This window comes from Pseudomonas artemisiae, from assembly GCF_057128685.1.
This window is the reverse complement of record NZ_JBSKHS010000023.1, coordinates 24,797-45,718: the sequence shown is the minus strand read 5'-3', so window position 1 is coordinate 45,718 and position 20,922 is coordinate 24,797. Positions and strand designations below refer to the sequence as shown.

Sequence of the window (20,922 nt, the reverse complement as noted above, 5' to 3'; positions counted from 1 at the left end):
ACCTAAGCCCTGTAGCGTACAGGGCCCAGGCTCAAACGGCTTAACGATCACTGTCCAGGTTTTGGGGCGCAGTTCATTTTGTAGGAGCTAGCAAAGCTAGCGAACCTCTAGAAGCCCCCAGAATGCTCAAATGTACGACGCCGACACGGTCATGTTCAAAGCGCGGTACGCGTTCTAAGCACACACTGTTGTAGGGCAAAAAAAATCCGATGCCGTGCAGGCATCGGATTTTTTATTTCCGGCGTGGCGGAGGATTAGCGCTTGATGGCCGCCGGCAGGTGCGGCTGGATAGCCGTCAGTACTGCCTTGAAGCACTTGGTGTTGCCTGCCACCACATGGCCTTTTTCCAAGAAGTCGTGGCCACCGGTGAAGTCACTCACCAAACCGCCTGCTTCTTGAATCAGCAACGCCCCCGCGGCCATGTCCCATTCGGACAGCCCTGATTCCCAGAAGGCATCGAAGCGGCCGGCGGCCACGTAAGCCAGGTCCAGGCTAGCGGCGCCAGCGCGACGAATGCCAGCGGTTTCGCCGACCAGGGCGCGGAACATACCCAAGTAGTTGTCCAGGTGTTCCATCTGGTTGTCCCGGAACGGGAAGCCGGTGCCCAGCAGGGCGCCTTCCAGGCTGCGGCGTGCGCTTACACGGATACGGCGGCCGTTCACGGCGGCGCCACGGCCACGGCTGGCGGTGAATTCTTCTTGGCGTACTGGGTCCAGCACCACGGCGTGCTCAAGGCGGCCACGGTATTTGCAGGCGATGCTCACGGCAAAGTGGGGCACGCCGCGCACGAAGTTAGTGGTGCCATCCAGCGGGTCGATGATCCACAGGTAGTCTTCACCCTCGCCGCTGCCCGCGTGCAAGCCGCTTTCCTCACCGAGGATGCCGTGGTTCGGGTAGGCCTTGCGCAGCGCGGTAATGATGGTCTGTTCCGCGGCGCGGTCCACTTCGCTGACGTAATCCTTGGCGTCTTTCTCATCTACCTTGATGCTATCCAGCCGCTCGATGGAGCGGAAGATCAGTTCACTGGCGCTGCGGGCGGCGCGCAGCGCGATATTCAGCATGGGCTGCATGGATATTCTTTCACCTAGGTCATTAAAAAGAGCCGGGCATTCTACCAGAAAAGCCGCCGCTAAGAAGTGGGCCTTGGGCCTTCATGGCATTGCTTTCGTCGCTTCTGTAGAATTTGCCCCCTTTTCCTCTACGGGAGCGCCCAAGGTGCTGCAAAACATCCGCATCGTTTTGGTCAACACCAGCCATCCCGGCAACATTGGCGGGGCGGCCCGCGCCATGAAGAACATGGGCCTGTCGCGCCTGGTGCTGGTCGACCCCAATGTCTTTCCCTCGGCAGAGGCAAGCGCCCGTGCCTCAGGGGCCGATGACATTCTGGCCAACGCCGTGGTGGTGACTACCCTCGAAGAAGCGCTGGTGGGCTGCAGCCTGGTCATGGGCACCAGCGCCCGAGACCGTAGCCTGCCTTGGCCACTGCTGGACCCCCGCGCCTGCGCCGCCAAGGCCATGGAAGACGCCCAGGCTGGCGGTGAGGTGGCACTGGTATTCGGCCGAGAGCATGCAGGGCTCACCAACGAGGAGCTGCAGCGTTGCCACTTCCATGTGCATATTCCATCCGCGCCGGAATTCAGCTCCCTGAACCTGGCCGCCGCGGTGCAGGTATTGGCTTATGAGGTGCGGCTGGCGTTCCTGGCGCTGGCCACCGTGGCGCCAGCGCAGGCAGAACCTCCAGTGGAGCTGGCCACCACCGAAGAACTCGAAGGCTTCTATGGGCATATGGAAGCCGCCCTTGTGGACATTGGCTTTCTTGACCCTGAAAAGCCTCGGCACCTGATGGCGCGCCTGCGTCGTTTATATAGCCGCTGTCGGCTGGAGCGCACTGAAGTGAGCATTTTGCGTGGCATCCTCACGGAAACCCGCAAAGCCGCCCGAGGCGAGCCCTATAAACGAAAGGATCAATAAATGTTCGAGCGCATCCGAGAGGACATCCAGAGCGTATTCCACCGGGACCCAGCCGCGCGCAATACCCTGGAGGTGCTGACCTGCTACCCAGGGCTGCACGCCATCTGGTTGCATCGGGTCGCGCATAGGCTGTGGCAAGCGGGGTGGAAATGGCTGGCTCGCTGCGTATCCAATTTCAATCGTTGGCTCACCGGTGTGGAGATTCACCCTGGCGCGCGCATTGGGCGGCGGTTCTTTATCGACCACGGCATGGGCATCGTTATCGGTGAAACCGCCGAGATCGGCAATGACGTTACCCTCTATCAGGGCGTAACCCTGGGAGGTACCACCTGGAATGCAGGCAAGCGCCACCCTACCTTGGAAGACAACGTGGTGGTAGGCGGCGGAGCCAAGGTGTTGGGGCCCTTTACCGTGGGTGCGGGCGCTAAAATCGGCTCCAATGCCGTGGTCACCAAGCCAGTACCGGCCGGCGCTACCGCCGTGGGCATTCCGGCGCGCATCATCGTCAAGCAGAGCGACACACAGGAAAGCCGCCGCAAGGCCATGGCCGAGAAGATCGGCTTCGACGCCTATGGAGTAGGGCAGGACATGCCCGACCCGGTGGCCCGCGCCATTGGCCAGATGCTCGACCACCTGCAGGCGGTGGATAGCCGGCTAGAGGGCATGTGCGGCGCACTTAACCGCTTGGGCAGTGATTACTGCGCCAAAGACCTGCCCGAGCTTAAAGAGGCAGATTTTGCGCCGGTGAAAGAGGCCAAGGGCTAGGGATCGTTACAAGGGTGGGAGCTGCGCTTGCGCTTGTAGGAGCCGCCTCGCCGCCAAGGCGCCGCGCTGTCGCGCAGCAAACAAAGGTGCATGATGCCTGACAGCCACCCTCGCGGTGCAGCTTTCGCCAGCTTCGCTCACTCCTGCGCACTGATGCACCCAAAGGTTGGGCAGGTGCCAGGTCATCGTGTAGGAGCCAGCGCAGCTGGCGAACAGGGCCGACAATCCCACGCAGCGCCACCGCGCGACCGGTCGCGCCACTGTGTGCTATCATTCGCCTCCGTTTCTGGCTTAATCCCGAGTAAATTAGTCGGTCTTATAGTTGACTTAAACACTCGGGAATCGCATACTTGCCTCATCGCGTCCCTTCCGCAAACCGTGGTAACAGAACCATGCGACTCACTACCAAAGGCCGATATGCCGTGACCGCCATGCTCGACTTGGCGTTGCATGCGCAGCGCGGGCCGGTGTCGCTGGCCGATATTTCCGAGCGCCAGGGCATCTCGCTGTCTTACCTTGAGCAACTGTTCGCCAAGCTGCGCCGCGGCAACCTGGTTTCCAGCGTGCGCGGCCCCGGTGGCGGCTACCAGCTGTCCCGGAACATGCAGGGCATCCAGGTGGCCCAGGTAATCGATGCAGTCAACGAATCCGTTGACGCTACCCGTTGCCAAGGGCTGGGGGATTGCCACGCAGGCGATACCTGCCTTACCCACCATCTGTGGTGCGACCTGAGCGAACAGATACACGAATTTCTCAGCGGCATCAGCTTGGCCGATTTGGTCGGCCGCCGTGAAGTGCAAGAAGTCGCCCAGCGTCAGGATCAACGCCGCTGTGGTAGCCACGCCGCGATGCCGGACAAGCCCGTTCTCGAAAAGATTGAAACATCTGCCGTCGACTAACCGCCGTAGAGCGGAGCGCGCCTGATTAGGAGATACCCGATGAAAATGCCGATTTACCTGGACTACTCAGCGACCACCCCGGTCGACCCGCGGGTTGCCGCGAAGATGATCGACTGCCTGACCATGGAAACGAACTTCGGTAACCCGGCGTCGCGCTCCCATGTGTTTGGCTGGAAAGCCGAAGAGGCGGTGGAAAATGCCCGTCGTCAAGTGGCCGACCTGGTCAACGCCGACCCGCGTGAAATCGTCTGGACCTCCGGCGCTACCGAGTCGGACAACCTGGCCATCAAGGGCGTTGCGCACTTCTATGCCAGCAAGGGCAAGCACATCATCACCAGCAAAATCGAGCACAAGGCAGTGTTGGACACTACCCGCCAGCTCGAGCGTGAAGGTTTTGAAGTCACCTACCTGGACCCGACCGAAGACGGTCTGATTACCCCGGCCATGGTCGAAGGCGCCCTGCGTGACGACACGATTCTGGTGTCGATCATGCATGTGAACAACGAAGTTGGCACCATTAACGATATCGCGGCCATTGGCGAGCTGACCCGTTCCCGTGGCGTGCTTTTCCATGTGGACGCCGCTCAGTCTACCGGCAAGGTAGACATCGACCTGGCGGCGCTGAAAGTGGACCTAATGTCCTTCTCGGCCCACAAAACCTACGGCCCCAAAGGCATCGGCGCACTTTATGTAAGCCGCAAGCCGCGTGTGCGCCTTGAAGCGCAGATGCACGGCGGTGGCCATGAGCGCGGCATGCGTTCCGGCACCCTGGCCACGCACCAGATCGTCGGCATGGGTGAAGCCTTCCGCCTCGCCAAGCAAGACATGGTCAAGGACCGTGCCCATGTGCAGGCCCTGAGCGATCGCTTCTTCAAGCAGGTCGAGCAGCTCGAAGAGCTGTACGTGAACGGCAGCCAAGTAGCCCGCGTGCCTCACAACCTGAACCTGAGCTTCAACTATGTTGAAGGCGAATCGCTGATCATGGCCTTGAAAGACCTGGCGGTGTCCTCCGGTTCGGCCTGTACCTCAGCGTCGCTGGAGCCGTCTTACGTGCTTCGCGCCTTGGGCCGCAACGACGAGTTGGCGCATAGCTCCATTCGCTTTACCTTCGGGCGCTTCACCACCGAGGATGACATCGACTACGCCGCCGCCAAGGTGTGCGAGGCAGTCACCAAGCTGCGCGCATTGTCGCCGCTGTGGGACATGTACAAGGACGGTGTCGACATCTCGAAAATCGAGTGGGCGGCGCACTGACGACCAGGGCCGCCCTTGAGAGCGGCCTTTACTGAATGATGAGGAGTACCTGACATGGCTTACAGCGAAAAGGTCATCGACCACTACGAAAACCCACGTAACGTCGGCAAGATGGACGCAGAAGATCCAGACGTGGGCACCGGCATGGTCGGCGCGCCGGCATGCGGTGACGTGATGCGCCTGCAGATCAAGGTCAACGAGCAGGGCGTGATCGAAGACGCCAAGTTCAAGACCTACGGCTGCGGCTCGGCTATCGCCTCCAGCTCCTTGGCCACCGAGTGGATGAAGGGCAAAACCCTGGATGAAGCCGAAACCATCAAAAATACCCAGTTGGCCGAAGAACTGGCGTTGCCGCCGGTGAAGATCCACTGTTCGGTACTTGCCGAAGACGCCATCAAGGCGGCTGTTCGCGACTACAAGCAGAAGAAAGGCTTGGTTTAATCGCTTGAAACACACGCTTGCACGCTAGGAGTTCCGATGGCCATCAGCATGACCGAAGCCGCCGCCAACCACGTTCGTCGTTCCCTCCAAGGGCGCGGCAAGGGCGAAGGTATTCGCCTGGGCGTCCGTACCACGGGCTGTTCCGGGTTGGCGTATGTGCTTGAGTTTGTCGACGAAACCGTATCCGAAGATCAGGTATTCGAAAGCCATGGCGTCAAGGTGATCATTGATCCCAAGAGCCTGGTGTACCTGGACGGTACCGAGCTGGACTTCGTTCGCGAAGGGTTGAACGAAGGCTTCAAGTTCAACAATCCCAACGTGCGCGGCGAATGTGGCTGCGGCGAAAGCTTCAACGTTTGAGGTCGCCTGTGGGTACGCCCTGTCATTTTGCCCTGTTCGATCTAACGCCGGCGTTCCGCCTGGACCAAGCCCTGTTGGCCGAGCGCTATCGCGAGTTGGCCCGGGTGGTGCATCCGGACCGCTTCGCCGATGCGCCCGCCGCTGAGCAACGCCAGGCGCTGGAGAAGTCCGCTGCGCTGAACGAGGCCTATCAGACCCTTAAGAGTACGCCGCGCCGCGCCCGTTACCTCTTACAGGTAGCAGGCCAGGAAGTGCCTCAGGAAGTGACCGTGCACGACCCAGGCTTCCTCTTGCAGCAAATGCAGTGGCGCGAAGAGCTTGAAGACTTGCAGGACAGCGCCGACCTGCCTGGCGTGGCGCGCTTCAAGCAGCGGCTCAAAGCCGCGCAGGCTACCCTGGATGATGATTTTGCCGCCTGCTGGGATCAGCCTGCCGAACGCGAGCAGGCCGAACGCCTGATGCGCCGCATGCAGTTCCTCGACAAGCTTTCACAGGAAGTGCGCCAGTTAGAAGAGCGCCTTGACGATTAACCCCGTGCCGCCTTGGTCGCACGCCTGATAACAGACAAGCATGGCTCTACTTCAGATCGCTGAACCCGGCCTGAGCCCTCAACCGCATCAGCGCAGGCTGGCGGTCGGGATTGACTTAGGTACCACCAACTCACTGGTCGCGGCCTTGCGCAGCGGGCTGTCCGAACCCCTGGCCGACACTGAGGGCGAGGTAATACTGCCGTCCGCGGTGCGCTACCACCCCGATCGCGTGGAGGTGGGCCTGGCTGCCCGTCAGGCGGCCGCGTCGGACCCTTTCAATACCATCCTTTCCGTCAAGCGGCTTATGGGCCGCGGCATCGCCGACGTACATCAGCTCGGTGAACAGTTGCCCTACCGTTTCGCCGAAGGCGAGTCCCACATGCCGTTCATTGAAACGGTGCAGGGGCTCAAGAGCCCGGTGGAAGTGTCAGCGGAAATTCTCCGTTCACTGCGGCTGCGCGCCGAAGCCAGCTTGGGTGGCGAACTGGTAGGCGCGGTGATAACGGTGCCTGCGTACTTCGACGACGCCCAGCGGCAAGCCACCAAAGACGCTGCCCGCCTGGCAGGTTTGAACGTGCTGCGCCTGCTCAACGAGCCTACCGCCGCTGCCGTGGCCTATGGGCTGGATCAGCAGGCCGAGGGGCTCGTGGCCATCTACGACCTGGGTGGCGGTACCTTCGATATTTCCATCCTGCGCCTGTCCCGGGGTGTGTTCGAAGTGTTGGCCACCGGCGGCGACAGTGCCCTGGGCGGCGATGATTTCGACCATGCCATCGCCACCTGGGTGCTGCAGCAGGCGGGCCTGTCCACGGACCTTGCCCCGGCGGCTCAGCGTGAACTGCTGCAGGCAGCCTGCGCCGCAAAGGAATCCCTCAGCGCCGCGCCCAGCGTGGCCATTACCTATGGCGGTTGGGCAGGGGAGTTGCCCCGAAAAACGTTTGAAGCGCTGATCGAGCCCTTGCTTGCGCGCAGCCTTAAGGCGTGCCGTCGCGCGGTGCGTGATTCGGGGGTTGAACTCGAAGAGATTGGCGCGGTGGTGATGGTCGGGGGGTCTACCCGTGTACCGCGTGTGCGTCAGGCGGTGGGCCAATTGTTCGGCCGCGAGCCACTGACCAATATCGACCCGGATCAAGTAGTCGCCATTGGCGCGGCCATCCAGGCCGATACCCTGGCCGGTAACCAGCGCGACGGCGAAGCCCTGCTGCTGCTCGATGTGATTCCACTGTCCCTGGGCCTGGAAACCATGGGCGGGCTGATGGAAAAGGTCATCCCGCGCAATACCACCATTCCCGTGGCCCGTGGCCAGGAATTCACCACCTATAAAGACGGCCAAACGGCCATGGTCATCCATGTGCTGCAAGGTGAGCGTGAGCTGGTCAGCGACTGCCGCTCCCTGGCCCGCTTCGAGTTGCGTGGCATCCCCCCGATGGTGGCGGGCGCCGCGAAAATTCGCGTGACCTTCCAGGTAGACGCCGACGGCCTGCTCAATGTGGCGGCGCGGGAAATGGCCTCCGGGGTTGAGTCCAGCATCCAGGTCAAGCCTTCGTATGGCCTCACTGATGGCGAAGTTGCCCGTATGCTTAGGGATTCCTTTGACTTCGCTGGCCACGATAAGCAAGCGCGCCAGTTGCGTGAGCATCAGGTAGACGCCGAGCGGTTGCTCGAAGCCGTGCAAGGTGCGATAGAAGCCGATGGCGAGCGTTTGCTCGATGTCGAAGAGCGCATGGCCATCGAAGACCAGATGCAAGAACTACGTGATTTGATGACAGGTACCGATGGCGATGCCATCGAGCAGCAGACTCGCCGTCTGTCGCAAGTGACCGATGCTTTTGCCGCCCGCCGACTGGATTCGACGGTTAAAGCCGCGTTGGCCGGGCGCAACCTGAATGAGATCGAGGAGTAACCGATGCCCCAGGTGAAATTCCTGCCGCATGAGAAGTTCTGCCCGCAGGGGCTGGTGGTGGAGGTACCGCCAGGGACCAACATCCTTGAGCTGGCTCACGAACACCATATCGAAATGGAAAGTGCCTGCGGCGGGGTGTGCGCCTGCACCACATGCCATTGCATCGTGCGTGAAGGCTTCGCTTCGCTGACAGAGGCCGACGAGATGGAAGAAGACATGCTCGATAAAGCCTGGGGCCTGGAGGCTCAGTCGCGCCTGGGGTGCCAGGTCATCGTTGGCACTGCCGACCTGACCATCGAGATCCCCAAGTACTCCCTCAACCACGCCGCTGAAGCGCCGCACTGAGACAGGAGCCGATCATGGGTCTTAAATGGGTGGATGTGCAGGAGATCGCCATCCAGCTGGCCGAAGCCATGCCAGAGGTCGATCCCCGCACCTTGAGTTTCCCCAGGTTGCGCCAATGGGTGATCGACCTGCCAACGTTCGACGACGACCCCGGTCGTTCTGGCGAGAAGGTTTTGGAAGCGATCCAGGCCTTGTGGATCGAAGAAGTGGATTGAAATGCTTGGTCGTTAGGAAATACCTCCGAACCCGCGTATAATTCGCGGGTTTAATTTTTGCTTAACTCACTGTTTGCTGGAGTGTCACATGGCTGTTCAACGTACCTTCTCTATCATCAAGCCCGATGCCGTTGCCAAGAACGTAATCGGCAAGATCACTACCCGCTTCGAAGACGCTGGCCTGCGCGTTGTCGCCTCCAAGCTCAAGCAACTGTCCAAGGCCGAGGCTGAAGGCTTCTACGCCGAGCACAGCGAGCGCGGCTTCTTCGGCGACCTGGTTGCCTTCATGACCTCCGGCCCTGTGGTTGTTCAGGTACTCGAAGGCGAAAACGCCATCGCCAAGAACCGCGAGCTGATGGGCGCTACCGACCCCAAGAAAGCCGACGCTGGCACCATCCGCGCCGATTTCGCCGATTCCATCGACGCCAACGCCGTTCACGGTTCGGACTCCGAAGCCGCGGCCGCTCGCGAAATCGCTTACTTCTTCGCTGCTACCGAGGTAACCACTCGCTAAGCGAAGGCTTACGAGTGAAGGGTGAATTCATGACAACGTCAGCCGACAAGATCAACCTGCTGGGCCTTACCCGCCAGGAAATGGAAAAGTTCTTCGACACGCTCGGGGAAAAGCGCTTCCGCGCCGGTCAGGCGATGAAATGGATTCACCACTTTGGCGTCGATGACTTCGACGCCATGACCGACTTCGGCAAGGTCTTGCGCGCCAAGCTCAAGGCCTGCGCGCAAATCCGTGGCCCCGAAGTGGTCAGCGAAGACATCTCCGCCGATGGCACCCGCAAGTGGGTGGTACGCGTGGCCTCTGGCAGTTGCGTGGAGACCGTGTACATTCCCCAAGGCAAGCGCGGTACCTTGTGCGTGTCTTCCCAGGCCGGCTGTGCGCTGGACTGTTCGTTCTGCTCTACCGGTAAACAAGGCTTCAATAGCAACCTCACCGCCGCCGAAGTGATCGGCCAGGTGTGGATTGCCAACAAATCCTTTGGCAGCGTCCCGGCAACCGTCGACCGTGCCATCACCAACGTGGTGATGATGGGCATGGGTGAGCCGTTGCTGAACTTTGACAACGTCGTGGCCGCCATGCATCTGATGATGGATGACCTGGGCTACGGTATCTCCAAGCGCCGGGTGACCCTGTCCACTTCAGGCGTGGTACCGATGATCGACGAACTCGCCAAGCACATCGATGTGTCTCTGGCGCTGTCGCTGCATGCGCCCAACGATGCCTTGCGCAACGAACTGGTGCCCATCAACAAGAAATACCCCTTGAAGGTGCTGCTTGAATCCTGCCAGCGGTATATGTCCTCGCTGGGCGAGAAGCGCGTGCTCACCGTTGAATACACCCTGCTCAAGGATGTGAACGACCGCCCCGAGCATGCCGAGGAAATGATCGAGCTGTTGCGTAACACGCCCTGCAAGATCAACCTCATTCCCTTCAACCCGTTCCCGCACTCTGGCTACGAGCGGCCTAGCAACAATGCCATTCGCCGTTTCCAGGATGCGCTGCATCAGGCCGGTTACAACGTGACCGTGCGTACTACCCGCGGCGAAGACATCGACGCCGCCTGTGGGCAATTGGTGGGGCAGGTCATGGACCGCACTCGCCGTAGTGAACGTTACATTGCCGTGCGTCAGCTGGAAGCCGACGCCGGGGCGCTGCAATTCACTGGCAGCCAGCTCTGAGCGGCCCCCCCGAGAGAGGAACTCAATGACCCCGCGCCACGCGCTTATGCTTGTTCTGGCCCTGATGCTTACGGGCTGCGTCACGACTGGCAAGGTGAACCCAATGGAAACCCGGCAGGGCAGGGACCAGGCGCGGGACGCATATACCCAGTTGGGGCTGGGCTACCTTCAACAAGGTGAAACCGAGCGGGCCAAGGTCCCCTTGAAGAAAGCCCTGGAGCTGGACGCCAGCGACCCGGACGCCAATGCCGCGCTGGCGGTGGTGTTCCAGGCTGAAGGCGAAGGGGAATTGGCGGAACAGCAGTTTCGCAAGGCGTTGTCCGGTCGGCCGGGCGATGCGCGTATTCTCAATAACTACGGTGGCTTCCTGTACGAGCGCAAACGCTATCAGGAAGCCTACGAGAAATTCAGCCAGGCCTCCCAAGACGCCCTTTACCCAGAGCGCTCGCGGGTATTCGAAAACCTGGGCATCACGGCCTTGATGCTGGGCAAAAAGGACGAGGCCAGGCAACTGCTGGATAAAGCCCTGCGGTTAAATCGTCAGCAGCCGCGTGCGCTACTTGAGATGGCCGAGCTATCGTATCAAGCCAAGCAATTTGTACCGGCGCGCGATTACTATGAGCGCTTTAGCCAGCTCAGCGAACAGAACGCCCGCAGCCTTCTGCTGGGTACCCGCCTGGCACGGTTGTTCGATGACAAGAACCAGGCCGCGAGCTTTGGCCTGCAACTGAAACGGCTTTATCCCGGCACGCCGGAATATCAGCAATACCTGTCGGAGCAATGATGAAAGCGGCGCATCCCGAAGTTGTAGCAGCGGCTCGCACCAATCCCGGCGAAACCTTGCGCCAGGCCCGCGAAAGCAGAAACTGGTCGTTGCAGGAGGTCGCGGCGCGGCTGAACCTCACCCCCACGTCGCTGGCCAACCTGGAATCCGGCGCTTTCGAACGGCTGCCAGGGCACACCTTTGCCCGCGGCTATATCCGCGCCTATGCCAAATTGCTAGGCATGGACCAAACTCCCTTGGTGCAAGCCTTCGACTATTACACTGGCACCAATGCCCAGGGCTCGAGCGTTCACGGCCTGGGCCGCATCGAGGAACCGGTGCGGCTGTCCCACAACATCCTGCGCATCGTCAGCCTGTTACTGCTGGTACTGGTGATCGGCGGTGGCTTCCTGTGGTGGCAGGATCAGAACGCCTCCCGCGGCAAGGATCAAACCGGCCTTGCCATGGAGCACGTCGAGGTAGAAAGCGCCGACGGCACCACGCAAATTCACCCCATTGACGAGCCCGAGGATCAGGCCGTAACCGATAGCCAGGCCGCGCCCACCCCGGCCCCGCAGGTTGACGTAGCGCCCGCCCAGGCTGGCACCGCGCCCTCGACCACCACCGGGCAGGGGCCCGTTGCGCCAGCGGCCAGTGCTCTGGCAAGCCCTTCGGTACCGGCCACCGCTCACGCGCCCGCGCCTGCTGCAACCGCCAACGCACCCGCCATTGCTCAGCCTACAGTGCCTGCCACAGCCACTGAGGCTGCAACAGCACCGGCCCTTGCGCCTGGGGCGGGTCAGGTACAGATTCAATTCACCGCCGACTGCTGGGCCCAGGTCACCGATGCCACCGGCAAGGTGCTGTCCAGCGGGCTCAAGCGCAAGGGCGACAGCCTGGACGTGAACGGCAAGCCACCTCTTCAAGTGCGCCTGGGCTATGCCCGGGCCGCGCAGGTTACCTATAACGGTCAGGCCGTGAACGTAGCGCCCTTTATCTCGGGCGAAACGGCTCGCCTGAAACTGGGGCAATAATTCATGCACGGCGAATCTCCGATCAAAAGGCGCGTTTCTCGCAAAATCTGGGTAGGCTCCGTGCCTGTGGGGGGCGATGCGCCCATCGCGGTACAGAGCATGACCAACACCGACACCCTGGATGTGATGTCCACGGTGGCGCAAATCGCCCGGCTGGAAGCGGCCGGTGCCGATATCGTGCGCGTGTCCGTGCCGGACATGGACGCCGCCGAGGCCTTTGGCAAGATTAAACAGCACGTGAACGTGCCCTTGGTGGCCGACATTCACTTCGACTACCGGATCGCCCTGCGGGTAGCCGAGTTGGGCGTGGATTGCTTGCGCATCAACCCGGGCAATATCGGCCGTGAAGACCGAGTCCGCGCCGTGGTAGACGCCGCACGCGACCGTGGTATCCCGATTCGTATCGGCGTGAACGCAGGCTCCCTGGAAAAAGACCTGCAAAAGAAATACGGCGAGCCTACGCCCGAAGCCTTGGTGGAATCCGCCCTACGCCACGTCGAGCACCTGGATCGCCTGAACTTTCAGGATTTCAAGGTCAGCGTAAAGGCGTCCGATGTGTTCATGGCCGTGGCGGCCTACCGTCAACTGGCCGGGCAGATCATCCAGCCATTGCACTTGGGCATTACAGAAGCCGGTGGCCTGCGGGCCGGCACCGTGAAGTCGTCGGTGGGCCTGGGCATGCTGCTGGCTGACGGGATCGGCGATACCATTCGTATCTCTCTGGCGGCAGACCCGGTCGAGGAGGTGAAAGTCGGGTTCGACATTCTCAAGTCCTTGCGGCTGCGCTCGCGGGGCATCAATTTCATCGCATGCCCCAGTTGCTCACGGCAGAATTTCGATGTGGTCAAAACCATGAACGAACTCGAAGAACGCCTGGAAGACTTGCTGGTGCCTATGGATGTGGCCGTGATCGGCTGCGTGGTCAATGGGCCGGGCGAGGCTAAGGAAGCGCATATCGGGCTTACCGGCGGCACGCCTAACCTGGTGTACATCGACGGCAAGCCTGCGCAAAAACTGACCAATGACAACCTGGCGGAACAGCTCGAACGGCTGATTCGCCAAAAGGCGGCGGAAAAAACCGAAGCCGACGCGGCCCTCATCGCCCGGGGCTAAGCGCCCTGGGTTGAGTGCCCGTAGCTAATCGAATCGTTAAGGACACCTTGTGACGAAGTCTCTGCAAGCCATTCGTGGCATGAACGACATCCTGCCCGAGCAGACACCCCTCTGGCGCTATTTCGAAAGCACGGTTGCTGGGCTGCTGGATGCCTATGGCTATCGCCAGATCCGCATGCCTATCGTGGAATTCACCGAGCTGTTCAGGCGCTCCATTGGTGAAGTGACCGACATCGTCGAAAAAGAGATGTACACCTTTACCGACCGTAACGGGGATTCGCTGACGTTACGCCCCGAAGGCACCGCTGCCTGCGTGCGGGCTGTGCTGGAGCATGGCATTACCGGCAGCGGCCAGCCCCAGAAGCTGTGGTACGCCGGCCCCATGTTTCGCCACGAGCGCCCCCAAAAGGGCCGCTATCGCCAGTTTCATCAAATCGGCGTGGAAGTGTTCAACCTTGCCGGTCCCGATATCGACGCCGAGCTGATCACGCTTACCTGGCGGCTATGGGGCGCGCTGGGCATCCGTGACGCGGTAAAGCTGGAGCTCAATAGCCTGGGCACCAGCGAAGCCCGCGCGCGCTATCGTGATGCATTGGTGGCGTTCTTGTCCGAGCGTTTGAGCGCCCTGGATGAAGATAGCCAGCGCCGCCTGAACACCAATCCGCTGCGTATTCTCGACAGCAAGGTGCCCGAAACCCAGGCACTGCTGGTGGATGCACCCAAGCTTGCGGATTACCTGGATGACGAGTCCAAGGTCCACTTTGACGGGCTTAAGGCGCGCCTGGATGCCGCTGGCATTCCCTACGTGATCAACCCCAAGCTGGTGCGCGGGCTGGACTACTATTCCAAAACCGTATTCGAATGGGTGACCGACAGACTCGGTGCCCAAGGCACGGTGTGCGCCGGTGGCCGTTATGATGGCCTGGTCGAGCAAATGGGCGGCAAGGCCACCCCTGGGGTAGGCTTTGCCATGGGTATCGAGCGTTTGATCCTGCTGCTCGAAACCTTGGAGCAGGTACCCGAAGCCTTGGCGCGCCAGGTGGATGTATACCTGTGCGCCATCGGAGAGGCCGCCGAGCTGGCAGCCCTTACCCTGAGCGAGCGCCTGCGCGACGCCCTGCCTACCTTGCGCTTGCAGGTCAATGCCGGCGGTGGCAGCTTCAAAAGCCAGTTCAAGAAGGCCGACAAGAGCAACGCGCTCTTCGCCCTGGTACTGGGAGAGGACGAACTGGCCCGCAAAATGATAGGGTTCAAGCCCTTGCGCGGCCAGGGTGAACAACAAGACATCGCCTGGAGCGCGCTGGCCGATCATCTCGCCAGTGCCTTGCAGGCCTGATCAACTGCCCCGTGGGCATACGTGAATAACACACAGGAGTATTGGGGTGTCGGGTAGCGATGATGAACAGGTCGTCCAGTTAAAGGACTGGTGGCAGCGCAACGGCAAGCCCTTGGTGACTGGCGGCCTGCTGGCGCTGGTCGTGGTGCTGGGCTGGCAGGGTTGGCAAAAGTATCAGGGCAGCCAGGCCGAGGGAGCTTCCAACCTGTACCAACAGTTGTTGGAAACAGCCCTTGCTCCTGGCGGCAAGCCAGACCAGGCCAAGGTGGACTACCTGGCCGGTGAGCTGGACAAAACCTACGGCGGCACCGCCTATGCGCAATACGGCAAGCTCTTCCAGGCCAAGGTGAACGTGGACGCTGGCCGTCTGGACGCCGCCGCGGGGCAATTGCAGGCGGTGATCGACAAGCCCGCCAACCCCACGCTTGGTGAAGTGGCGCGCGAGCGCTTGGCCCAATTGTTGGCTGCACAGGGCAAAGCCGAAGATGCCCTCAAATTGCTGTCTGGCGACGCCGACAAAGCCTTCGTGGCTAGCCGCGAGGAACTGCGCGGTGACCTGCTGGTGAAGCTTGGCCGCGCCGATGACGCCGCCGCTGCTTATCGCAAGGCCAAGGGCGCGCTGGCCGATGACGCAGCCGTAGGCGACCTCCAACTTAAGCTCGACGACCTGGCCAAAGGGGATGCGTGACGTGATTCGATGGAAACAGGCGGTATTGCTGGCATTGGCCGTCACGGTCGTGGGCTGCAGCAGCAACAGCAACAAAGAACTGCCACCCGCTGAGCTGACAGACTTCAAGGAAGAAGTGTCCCTGAGCAAGGTCTGGAGCCGCGGCATCGGCGACGGCCAGGGCGAAACCTACAACATGCTGGTGCCTGCGGTAGAGGGCAACACCCTCTATGCCGCCGATACCAATGGCCTGGTCATGGCCGTGGACCGCATGAATGGCGACGTGCAGTGGAAGAAAGACATGGAAATGCCTATCTCCGGCGCCGTGGGCGTGGGGGGTGGCCTGGTTATGTTCGGCACCTTGCGCGGTGACGTGGTCGCCCTGGACGCCAGCAGCGGCGAAGAGCGCTGGCACGCCCGGGTGAAAGCCGAGGTACTGGCGCCCCCTGCCAACAACGGTGACGTAGTGGTGATCCAGACCCAGGACGATCGCCTGATCGGTATGGACGCCAGCAACGGCAACCAGCTCTGGGTCTACGACAGCACCCCGGCGGTACTCACCCTGCGTGGAACCAGCGCGCCCTTGGTAACCAACCAACTGGCCGTGGCTGGCCTGTCCACCGGCAAGGTAGTGGCCCTGGACATTCGCAACGGTAGCCCGGTATGGGAAACCCGCGTGGCCATTCCACAAGGCCGGTCCGAACTGGACCGGGTAGTGGACATCGACGGTGGCTTGCTGCTGTCCGGGGGCACCCTCTACGTATCCACCTACCAGGGCCGCATGGCGGGCCTGGAACTGGAAAGCGGCCGGGTACTGTGGCAGCGCGATGCGTCCAGTTACGCGGGCGTTGCTCAAGGCTTTGGCAGTGTGTACGTAGCCGGTGCCACGGGTACCGTGGAAGGGGTGGACGAGCGCTCTACCACTGCGTTATGGAGCAACGACGCCCTGGCGCGCCGCCAGCTGACCGCGCCTGAAGTGTTCTCCAGCTATATCGCCGTGGGCGACATGGAAGGTTACCTGCACCTGCTGAGCCAGGTAGACGGCCGCTTCGTGGGCCGTATCAAGGTCGATGGCGACGGCCTGCGTGCTCGCCCCTTGGTGGTCGGCGACATGCTGTACGTGTATGCCAACAGCGGCAAGCTTGAGGCACTGACCATCAAGTGATGCTTGCTAGGCTTGGCGCCAATGGCACCAGGCGCGCGGGGCGATCCCGCATTCGTTAATGGCCGCTGCCCCCGCAGCGGCCTTTGCCTTTCTGAAATTGTAAAGTGGAGAGCCGCATGGTTCCCGTAATCGCTCTGGTTGGCCGCCCTAATGTGGGCAAGTCCACCATGTTCAACCGTCTGACCAAGAGCCGCGACGCCATCGTCGGCGACTTGTCTGGCCTGACCCGTGACCGTCAATACGGCGAAGCGCTGTGGCAGGGCCGTTCGTATATCGTGATCGACACCGGTGGTATTACCGGTGACGAACATGGCATGGACGAGAAGATGGCCGAGCAGTCGCTCATGGCCATCGAAGAAGCCGACCTGGTGCTGTTCATGGTGGACGCCAAGGCCGGCTTCACCGCGGCCGACCAGATGATCGCCGAGCACCTGCGCAAGCGAAACAAGCGCTCGCTGCTGGTAGCCAACAAGGTCGACAATATCGACCCGGAAATGGCCCGCGCCGAGTTCGCGCCGTTGGGCATGGGTGATGCCGTCCCGGTTGCAGCCTCTCAAGGCCGTGGCATGAACGCGCTCCTGGAAGCGGCACTGGGCCAATACCCCCGTGACCCTTCTGAAGACGAACTGGGTGAAGACGTCGCCGAGGGCGAGGAAGCAGTCCGCATTCCGGGCCCTAGCGAAAAAGACGGTGTAAAGCTTGCCATTATCGGCCGGCCAAACGTGGGCAAGTCCACCTTGGTTAACCGCATGTTGGGCGAAGACCGGGTTATCACCTATGACGAGCCAGGTACCACGCGTGACAGTATCTATATCCCCTTCGAACGCGATGGCGATAAGTACACGCTGATCGACACGGCAGGGGTGCGTAAGCGCGGCAAGATCCACGAGGAAGTCGAAAAATTCTCCGTGGTAAAAACCCTGCAAGCCATCAAGGACGCCAACGTGGTGATCTTCGTGATGGACGCCCGCGAAGGCGTGGTGGACCACGACCTGAACCTGCTGGGCTTTGCCCTGGAAACCGGCCGGGCCATTGTGATCGCCCTGAACAAATGGGATGGCATGGAGCCCGGTGAGCGTGAGTACGTGAAAACCGAGCTGCAGCGCCGGTTGTTCTTCGTGGACTTCGCCGACATTCACTTTATCTCCGCCTTGCACGGTACCGGTGTGGGCCACCTGTACGGGTCGGTGCAAGCTGCGTTCAAGTCTGCCATCACCCGCTGGCCTACCAGCCGCTTGACGCAGATCCTTGAAGACGCGGTGAGCGACCACCAGCCACCGATGGTCAATGGCCGCCGTATCAAGCTGCGCTACGCTCACTTGGGCGGCGCCAACCCGCCGCTGATCGTGATCCACGGCAACCAGGTGGAGAAAGTCCCGCGCTCCTATACGCGGTTCCTGGAGAACACCTACAGGCGCGTGCTCAAGCTGGTGGGTACGCCCATCCGCATTGAATACAAGGGCGGTGAAAACCCCTACGAGGGCAAGAAAAACACCCTGACCGACCGCCAGGTCAACAAGAAGCGCCGCTTGATGTCGCACCACAAGAAAGCCGAGAAAAAGCGCAAGGACAAGCGCTAAGGGCCGTTGCGATCGGCTATCCTGCGCCTTCGCCCGGTTCCACGGGCGATAGGCTAGCGGGGAACCCAGATGATCGTTTCTAAACTGCCCACTGTCGGCACTACCATCTTCACCACCATGTCACAGTTGGCGGCGCAAACTGGCGCTATCAACCTAAGCCAGGGCTTTCCGGACTTCGACGGGCCCCTGGCCCTGCGCGAGGCCGTGGCCAAGTATGTGATGGGTGGGCACAACCAATACGCCCCCATGGCGGGCTTGCCGGCGCTGCGTGAGCAGGTGGCTGCACAGATTGCCCGTGGCTATGGCGCCCAGGTAAGCGCGGACCACGAAGTGACCATTACCCCAGGGGCAACCGAGGCGATTTTCTGCGCGGTGCAAGCGGTAGTGCGGCCGGGGGACGAGGTCATCGTGTTCGACCCGGTGTACGACTGCTATGCCCCTTCGGTAGAACTGGCCGGTGGGCATTGTGTGCATGTGCAGTTGGCGCCGGATACCTTTGCTATCGACTGGGAGCGCCTGAACGCGGCCTTGAGCCCGCGCACTCGGTTGATCATGCTCAATAGCCCCCACAACCCCAGCGGTGCGCTGACCAGCCGCGAGGACCTGGATCGCCTGGCGGTGTTGGTGGAAGCCCGTGGGCTGTACCTGATCAGTGATGAGGTGTACGAGCACCTGGTGTACGACGGTGCCCACCATGCCAGCGTGCTGGCCCACCCGGAGTTGTACCAGCGCAGCTTCGTGGTGAGTTCGTTTGGCAAAACCTACCACGTGACCGGGTGGAAAACCGGTTATGTGGTAGCGCCACCCGCGCTGACCGCTGAGCTGCGCAAGATCCACCAGTATGTGAATTTCTGCGCGGTCACGCCCTTGCAGTGCGGGTTGGCGGATTACATGGCGGCGCACCCGGAACACGTGAGCGAATTGCCTGACTTCTACCAGGCTAAGCGCGACCTGTTCTGCGACCTGCTGGACCGCTCGCGCTTTACCTTCAGCCGCACCCCTGGCACGTATTTCCAGACGGTGGACTATTCCGCCATTCGCCCTGACTTGAACGACGTGGACATGGCCCTCTGGCTGACTAGGGAACACGGCGTGGCCACCATCCCGATCTCGGTGTTCTACCACACCCCGGTGGAAGGCCAGCGCTTGGTGCGCCTATGCTTTGCTAAACGCGAAGACACCTTGCGAGCAGCGGCGGAGAAACTATGCGCGATTTGAGCGAACTACCCGACCTTAAACTGGCCTTGGTGCAATGCGACCTGGCCTGGCACGACCGCCAGGCCAACCTGGAACAGTTTGCCGAGCGGTTGAAAGATGCCCGTGGCGCAGACCTGGTGATTCTGCCAGAGATGTTTACCACCGGGTTTTCCATGGCGTCGGCTGAATGGGCGGAGCCGGAGGAGGGCCCCACCAGTGATTGGCTTCGGGCCCAGGCCGAAGCCTTGGACGCGGTGGTCACCGGCAGTGTGATCATCCAGGCCGCGGACGGCAGTTACCGCAACCGCTTGTTGTGGGCCCGACCAGATGGCACCCTGCTGCACTACGATAAGCGCCATTTATTCCGCATGGCAGGCGAGCATGAGCATTACGCGGCCGGCGAGCGACAGGTACGCCTGGAACTCAAGGGTTGGCGAGTACGCCCACTGATTTGCTACGACCTGCGCTTCCCCGTATGGAGCCGCGACCCCCACGACACTGACCTGTTGCTGTACACCGCCAACTGGCCCGGTGCACGCCGCCATCATTGGAACCGGCTGCTGCCTGCCCGCGCTATCGAGAACCTCTGCTATGTGGCGGCAGTGAACCGTGTGGGTACGGACGGTAAGGGCTATGGCTATACCGGGGACAGCCAGGTGCTGGATTTTCAGGGGGAAACCTTGCTCAACGCCGGAGAAGCGGAGGGGGTGTTCCACCTGAGCCTAAGCAGCGCCGAACTGGCCGCCTACCGCACCCGCTTTCCTGCCCATTTGGATGCAGACCGGTTCGAGATAACATAAACCTCACACGAATCCGCCCCCGTAGCAGCCCGGCTTGCCGGCGACCAGCCTCACCACGTTGTATGCCCAGTCGCAGGCAAGCCTGGCTGCTACGGAATGGCCGCGTTCACACCCGACGCTAGGCACGCCCCGCCCTGTAGCAGCCCGGCTTGCCGGCGACCGGCCTCACCACGGTTGTATGCCCAGTCGCAGGCAAGCCTGGCTGCTACGGAATGGCCACGTTCACATCCGACGCTAGGCACACCCTCGCCCCGTAGCAGCCCGGCTTGCCGGCGACCGGCCTCACCACGTTGTATGCCCAGTCGCAGGCAAGCCTGGCTGCTATACCTTAGAGCCCAGCCATAGGGTGTAACACGGTTGGTTGCCAGAATGGCTTGCGGTCATGCTAGGGTTTGTTTCGCAAACGAAGCGGGCAGGGAGGCCCGGGCATGTATAGGACGCATACCTTGCGCAAAGGCCGCTTTTCCGAAGAAGGCCGCATCTACCTCGTTACGATCACGACCGACAGGCGCCGCGAGCGATTCTTGGACTGGCCTAGCGCCCGGCCCGTTGTTCGCGCATTCCAGGCTGCGGATACAGAAGGCCATACCATCACCCACGCGTGGGTAATAATGCCAGACCATCTTCATTGGCTGTTTTCACTTGAACGCCATACCCTGAGTACCGTTATAGCGCGATTGAAGTCGCGATCAACGGTGGCCTATAACAGGGAAATGGGCAACCAAGGGCGCTTATGGCAAAAGGGCTACCATGACCGCGCCCTACGCGCGGAAGACTCCGTAAGGGCTGCGGCCCGATACATCATCGCCAACCCCTTAAGGGCAAGGTTGGCGACGTCGGTAGCGGATTACCCATTATGGGATGCGCGCGGATGGTTGTAGCGATACCAGCA

At 61.4% G+C, this 20,922-nt stretch carries 23 protein-coding genes; 22 read left to right on the top strand and 1 reads right to left on the bottom strand.

Features of this window, described 5'->3' with window-relative positions; all coding sequences use genetic code 11:
* Nucleotides 1-254: 254 nt before the first annotated feature.
* Complete coding sequence (gene suhB / locus ACWKV4_RS19660) at nt 255-1,070, bottom strand: type III secretion system regulator SuhB (protein ID WP_483833804.1); 816 nt, start codon at nt 1,068-1,070, stop codon at nt 255-257.
* 145 nt (nt 1,071-1,215) lie between these two features.
* Here suhB and trmJ point away from each other — a divergent pair, with 145 nt between their 5' ends.
* The 22 genes from trmJ (at nt 1,216) to ACWKV4_RS19550 (ending at nt 20,911) form a co-directional block, all read left to right on the top strand.
* Nucleotides 1,216-1,971 (top strand): tRNA (cytosine(32)/uridine(32)-2'-O)-methyltransferase TrmJ, encoded by a 756-nt coding sequence (gene trmJ / locus ACWKV4_RS19655; protein WP_483833805.1) that lies wholly within the window; start codon nt 1,216-1,218, stop codon nt 1,969-1,971.
* On the top strand, nt 1,972-2,736 hold the full coding sequence (gene cysE, locus ACWKV4_RS19650; RefSeq protein WP_483833806.1) for a serine O-acetyltransferase: 765 nt from the start codon (nt 1,972-1,974) through the stop codon (nt 2,734-2,736).
* Nucleotides 2,737-3,128: 392 nt separating this feature from the next.
* Nucleotides 3,129-3,635 (top strand): Fe-S cluster assembly transcriptional regulator IscR, encoded by a 507-nt coding sequence (iscR, locus tag ACWKV4_RS19645; protein WP_483833807.1) that lies wholly within the window; start codon nt 3,129-3,131, stop codon nt 3,633-3,635.
* A gap of 39 nt (nt 3,636-3,674) precedes the next feature.
* Nucleotides 3,675-4,889: an IscS subfamily cysteine desulfurase gene (locus tag ACWKV4_RS19640; RefSeq protein WP_483833808.1), complete on the top strand. Its 1,215-nt coding sequence runs from the start codon at nt 3,675-3,677 to the stop codon at nt 4,887-4,889.
* A 54-nt stretch (nt 4,890-4,943) separates the two neighbouring features.
* Complete coding sequence (gene iscU / locus ACWKV4_RS19635; protein ID WP_483833809.1) at nt 4,944-5,330, top strand: Fe-S cluster assembly scaffold IscU; 387 nt, start codon at nt 4,944-4,946, stop codon at nt 5,328-5,330.
* A gap of 36 nt (nt 5,331-5,366) precedes the next feature.
* Nucleotides 5,367-5,690, top strand: coding sequence for an iron-sulfur cluster assembly protein IscA (iscA, locus tag ACWKV4_RS19630; protein WP_483833810.1), 324 nt, complete (start codon nt 5,367-5,369; stop codon nt 5,688-5,690).
* Nucleotides 5,691-5,698: 8 nt separating this feature from the next.
* Nucleotides 5,699-6,220: a co-chaperone HscB gene (gene hscB, locus ACWKV4_RS19625; protein WP_483833811.1), complete on the top strand. Its 522-nt coding sequence runs from the start codon at nt 5,699-5,701 to the stop codon at nt 6,218-6,220.
* 40 nt (nt 6,221-6,260) lie between these two features.
* Nucleotides 6,261-8,123 carry a Fe-S protein assembly chaperone HscA gene (hscA, locus tag ACWKV4_RS19620; RefSeq protein WP_483833812.1) on the top strand — a complete coding sequence of 621 codons (1,863 nt, stop codon included), beginning with the start codon at nt 6,261-6,263 and terminating at the stop codon, nt 8,121-8,123.
* A 3-nt stretch (nt 8,124-8,126) separates the two neighbouring features.
* On the top strand, nt 8,127-8,468 hold the full coding sequence (gene fdx, locus ACWKV4_RS19615) for an ISC system 2Fe-2S type ferredoxin (protein ID WP_483833813.1): 342 nt from the start codon (nt 8,127-8,129) through the stop codon (nt 8,466-8,468).
* A gap of 14 nt (nt 8,469-8,482) precedes the next feature.
* Nucleotides 8,483-8,683, top strand: a complete 201-nt coding sequence (gene iscX, locus ACWKV4_RS19610) for a Fe-S cluster assembly protein IscX (RefSeq protein WP_483833814.1) — start codon at nt 8,483-8,485, stop codon at nt 8,681-8,683.
* 88 nt (nt 8,684-8,771) lie between these two features.
* Nucleotides 8,772-9,197 (top strand): nucleoside-diphosphate kinase, encoded by a 426-nt coding sequence (gene ndk, locus ACWKV4_RS19605; protein WP_263260635.1) that lies wholly within the window; start codon nt 8,772-8,774, stop codon nt 9,195-9,197.
* A gap of 29 nt (nt 9,198-9,226) precedes the next feature.
* Entirely contained in the window at nt 9,227-10,375 is a 1,149-nt protein-coding gene (gene rlmN, locus ACWKV4_RS19600; RefSeq protein ID WP_483833815.1) for a dual-specificity RNA methyltransferase RlmN, read from the top strand.
* Between the two features lie 25 nt (nt 10,376-10,400).
* On the top strand, nt 10,401-11,159 hold the full coding sequence (gene pilW / locus ACWKV4_RS19595; protein WP_483833816.1) for a type IV pilus biogenesis/stability protein PilW: 759 nt from the start codon (nt 10,401-10,403) through the stop codon (nt 11,157-11,159).
* Nucleotides 11,159-12,172, top strand: a complete 1,014-nt coding sequence (locus tag ACWKV4_RS19590) for a RodZ domain-containing protein (RefSeq protein ID WP_483833817.1) — start codon at nt 11,159-11,161, stop codon at nt 12,170-12,172. The genes pilW and ACWKV4_RS19590 overlap by 1 nt, the downstream gene beginning before the upstream one ends.
* Nucleotides 12,173-12,175: 3 nt before the next feature.
* On the top strand, nt 12,176-13,285 hold the full coding sequence (gene ispG / locus ACWKV4_RS19585) for a flavodoxin-dependent (E)-4-hydroxy-3-methylbut-2-enyl-diphosphate synthase (RefSeq protein WP_483833818.1): 1,110 nt from the start codon (nt 12,176-12,178) through the stop codon (nt 13,283-13,285).
* A gap of 49 nt (nt 13,286-13,334) precedes the next feature.
* On the top strand, nt 13,335-14,621 hold the full coding sequence (gene hisS, locus ACWKV4_RS19580) for a histidine--tRNA ligase (protein ID WP_483833819.1): 1,287 nt from the start codon (nt 13,335-13,337) through the stop codon (nt 14,619-14,621).
* Between the two features lie 46 nt (nt 14,622-14,667).
* The gene (locus tag ACWKV4_RS19575; protein WP_483833820.1) at nt 14,668-15,309 is read left to right on the top strand and encodes a YfgM family protein; all 642 of its coding nucleotides are present in this window, start codon (nt 14,668-14,670) and stop codon (nt 15,307-15,309) included.
* Nucleotides 15,302-16,453, top strand: a complete 1,152-nt coding sequence (bamB, locus tag ACWKV4_RS19570) for an outer membrane protein assembly factor BamB (protein WP_483833821.1) — start codon at nt 15,302-15,304, stop codon at nt 16,451-16,453. The genes ACWKV4_RS19575 and bamB overlap by 8 nt, the downstream gene beginning before the upstream one ends.
* Nucleotides 16,454-16,569: 116 nt before the next feature.
* A complete protein-coding gene (gene der / locus ACWKV4_RS19565; protein ID WP_483833822.1) occupies nt 16,570-18,033 on the top strand; it encodes a ribosome biogenesis GTPase Der in 1,464 nt (487 codons plus the stop codon).
* Nucleotides 18,034-18,102: 69 nt separating this feature from the next.
* Entirely contained in the window at nt 18,103-19,251 is a 1,149-nt protein-coding gene (locus ACWKV4_RS19560) for a pyridoxal phosphate-dependent aminotransferase (RefSeq protein ID WP_483833823.1), read from the top strand.
* Nucleotides 19,239-20,030 carry an amidohydrolase gene (locus tag ACWKV4_RS19555; protein ID WP_483833824.1) on the top strand — a complete coding sequence of 264 codons (792 nt, stop codon included), beginning with the start codon at nt 19,239-19,241 and terminating at the stop codon, nt 20,028-20,030. The genes ACWKV4_RS19560 and ACWKV4_RS19555 overlap by 13 nt, the downstream gene beginning before the upstream one ends.
* A gap of 428 nt (nt 20,031-20,458) precedes the next feature.
* Nucleotides 20,459-20,911, top strand: a complete 453-nt coding sequence (locus ACWKV4_RS19550) for an REP-associated tyrosine transposase (protein ID WP_483833825.1) — start codon at nt 20,459-20,461, stop codon at nt 20,909-20,911.
* Nucleotides 20,912-20,922 lie beyond the last annotated feature (11 nt).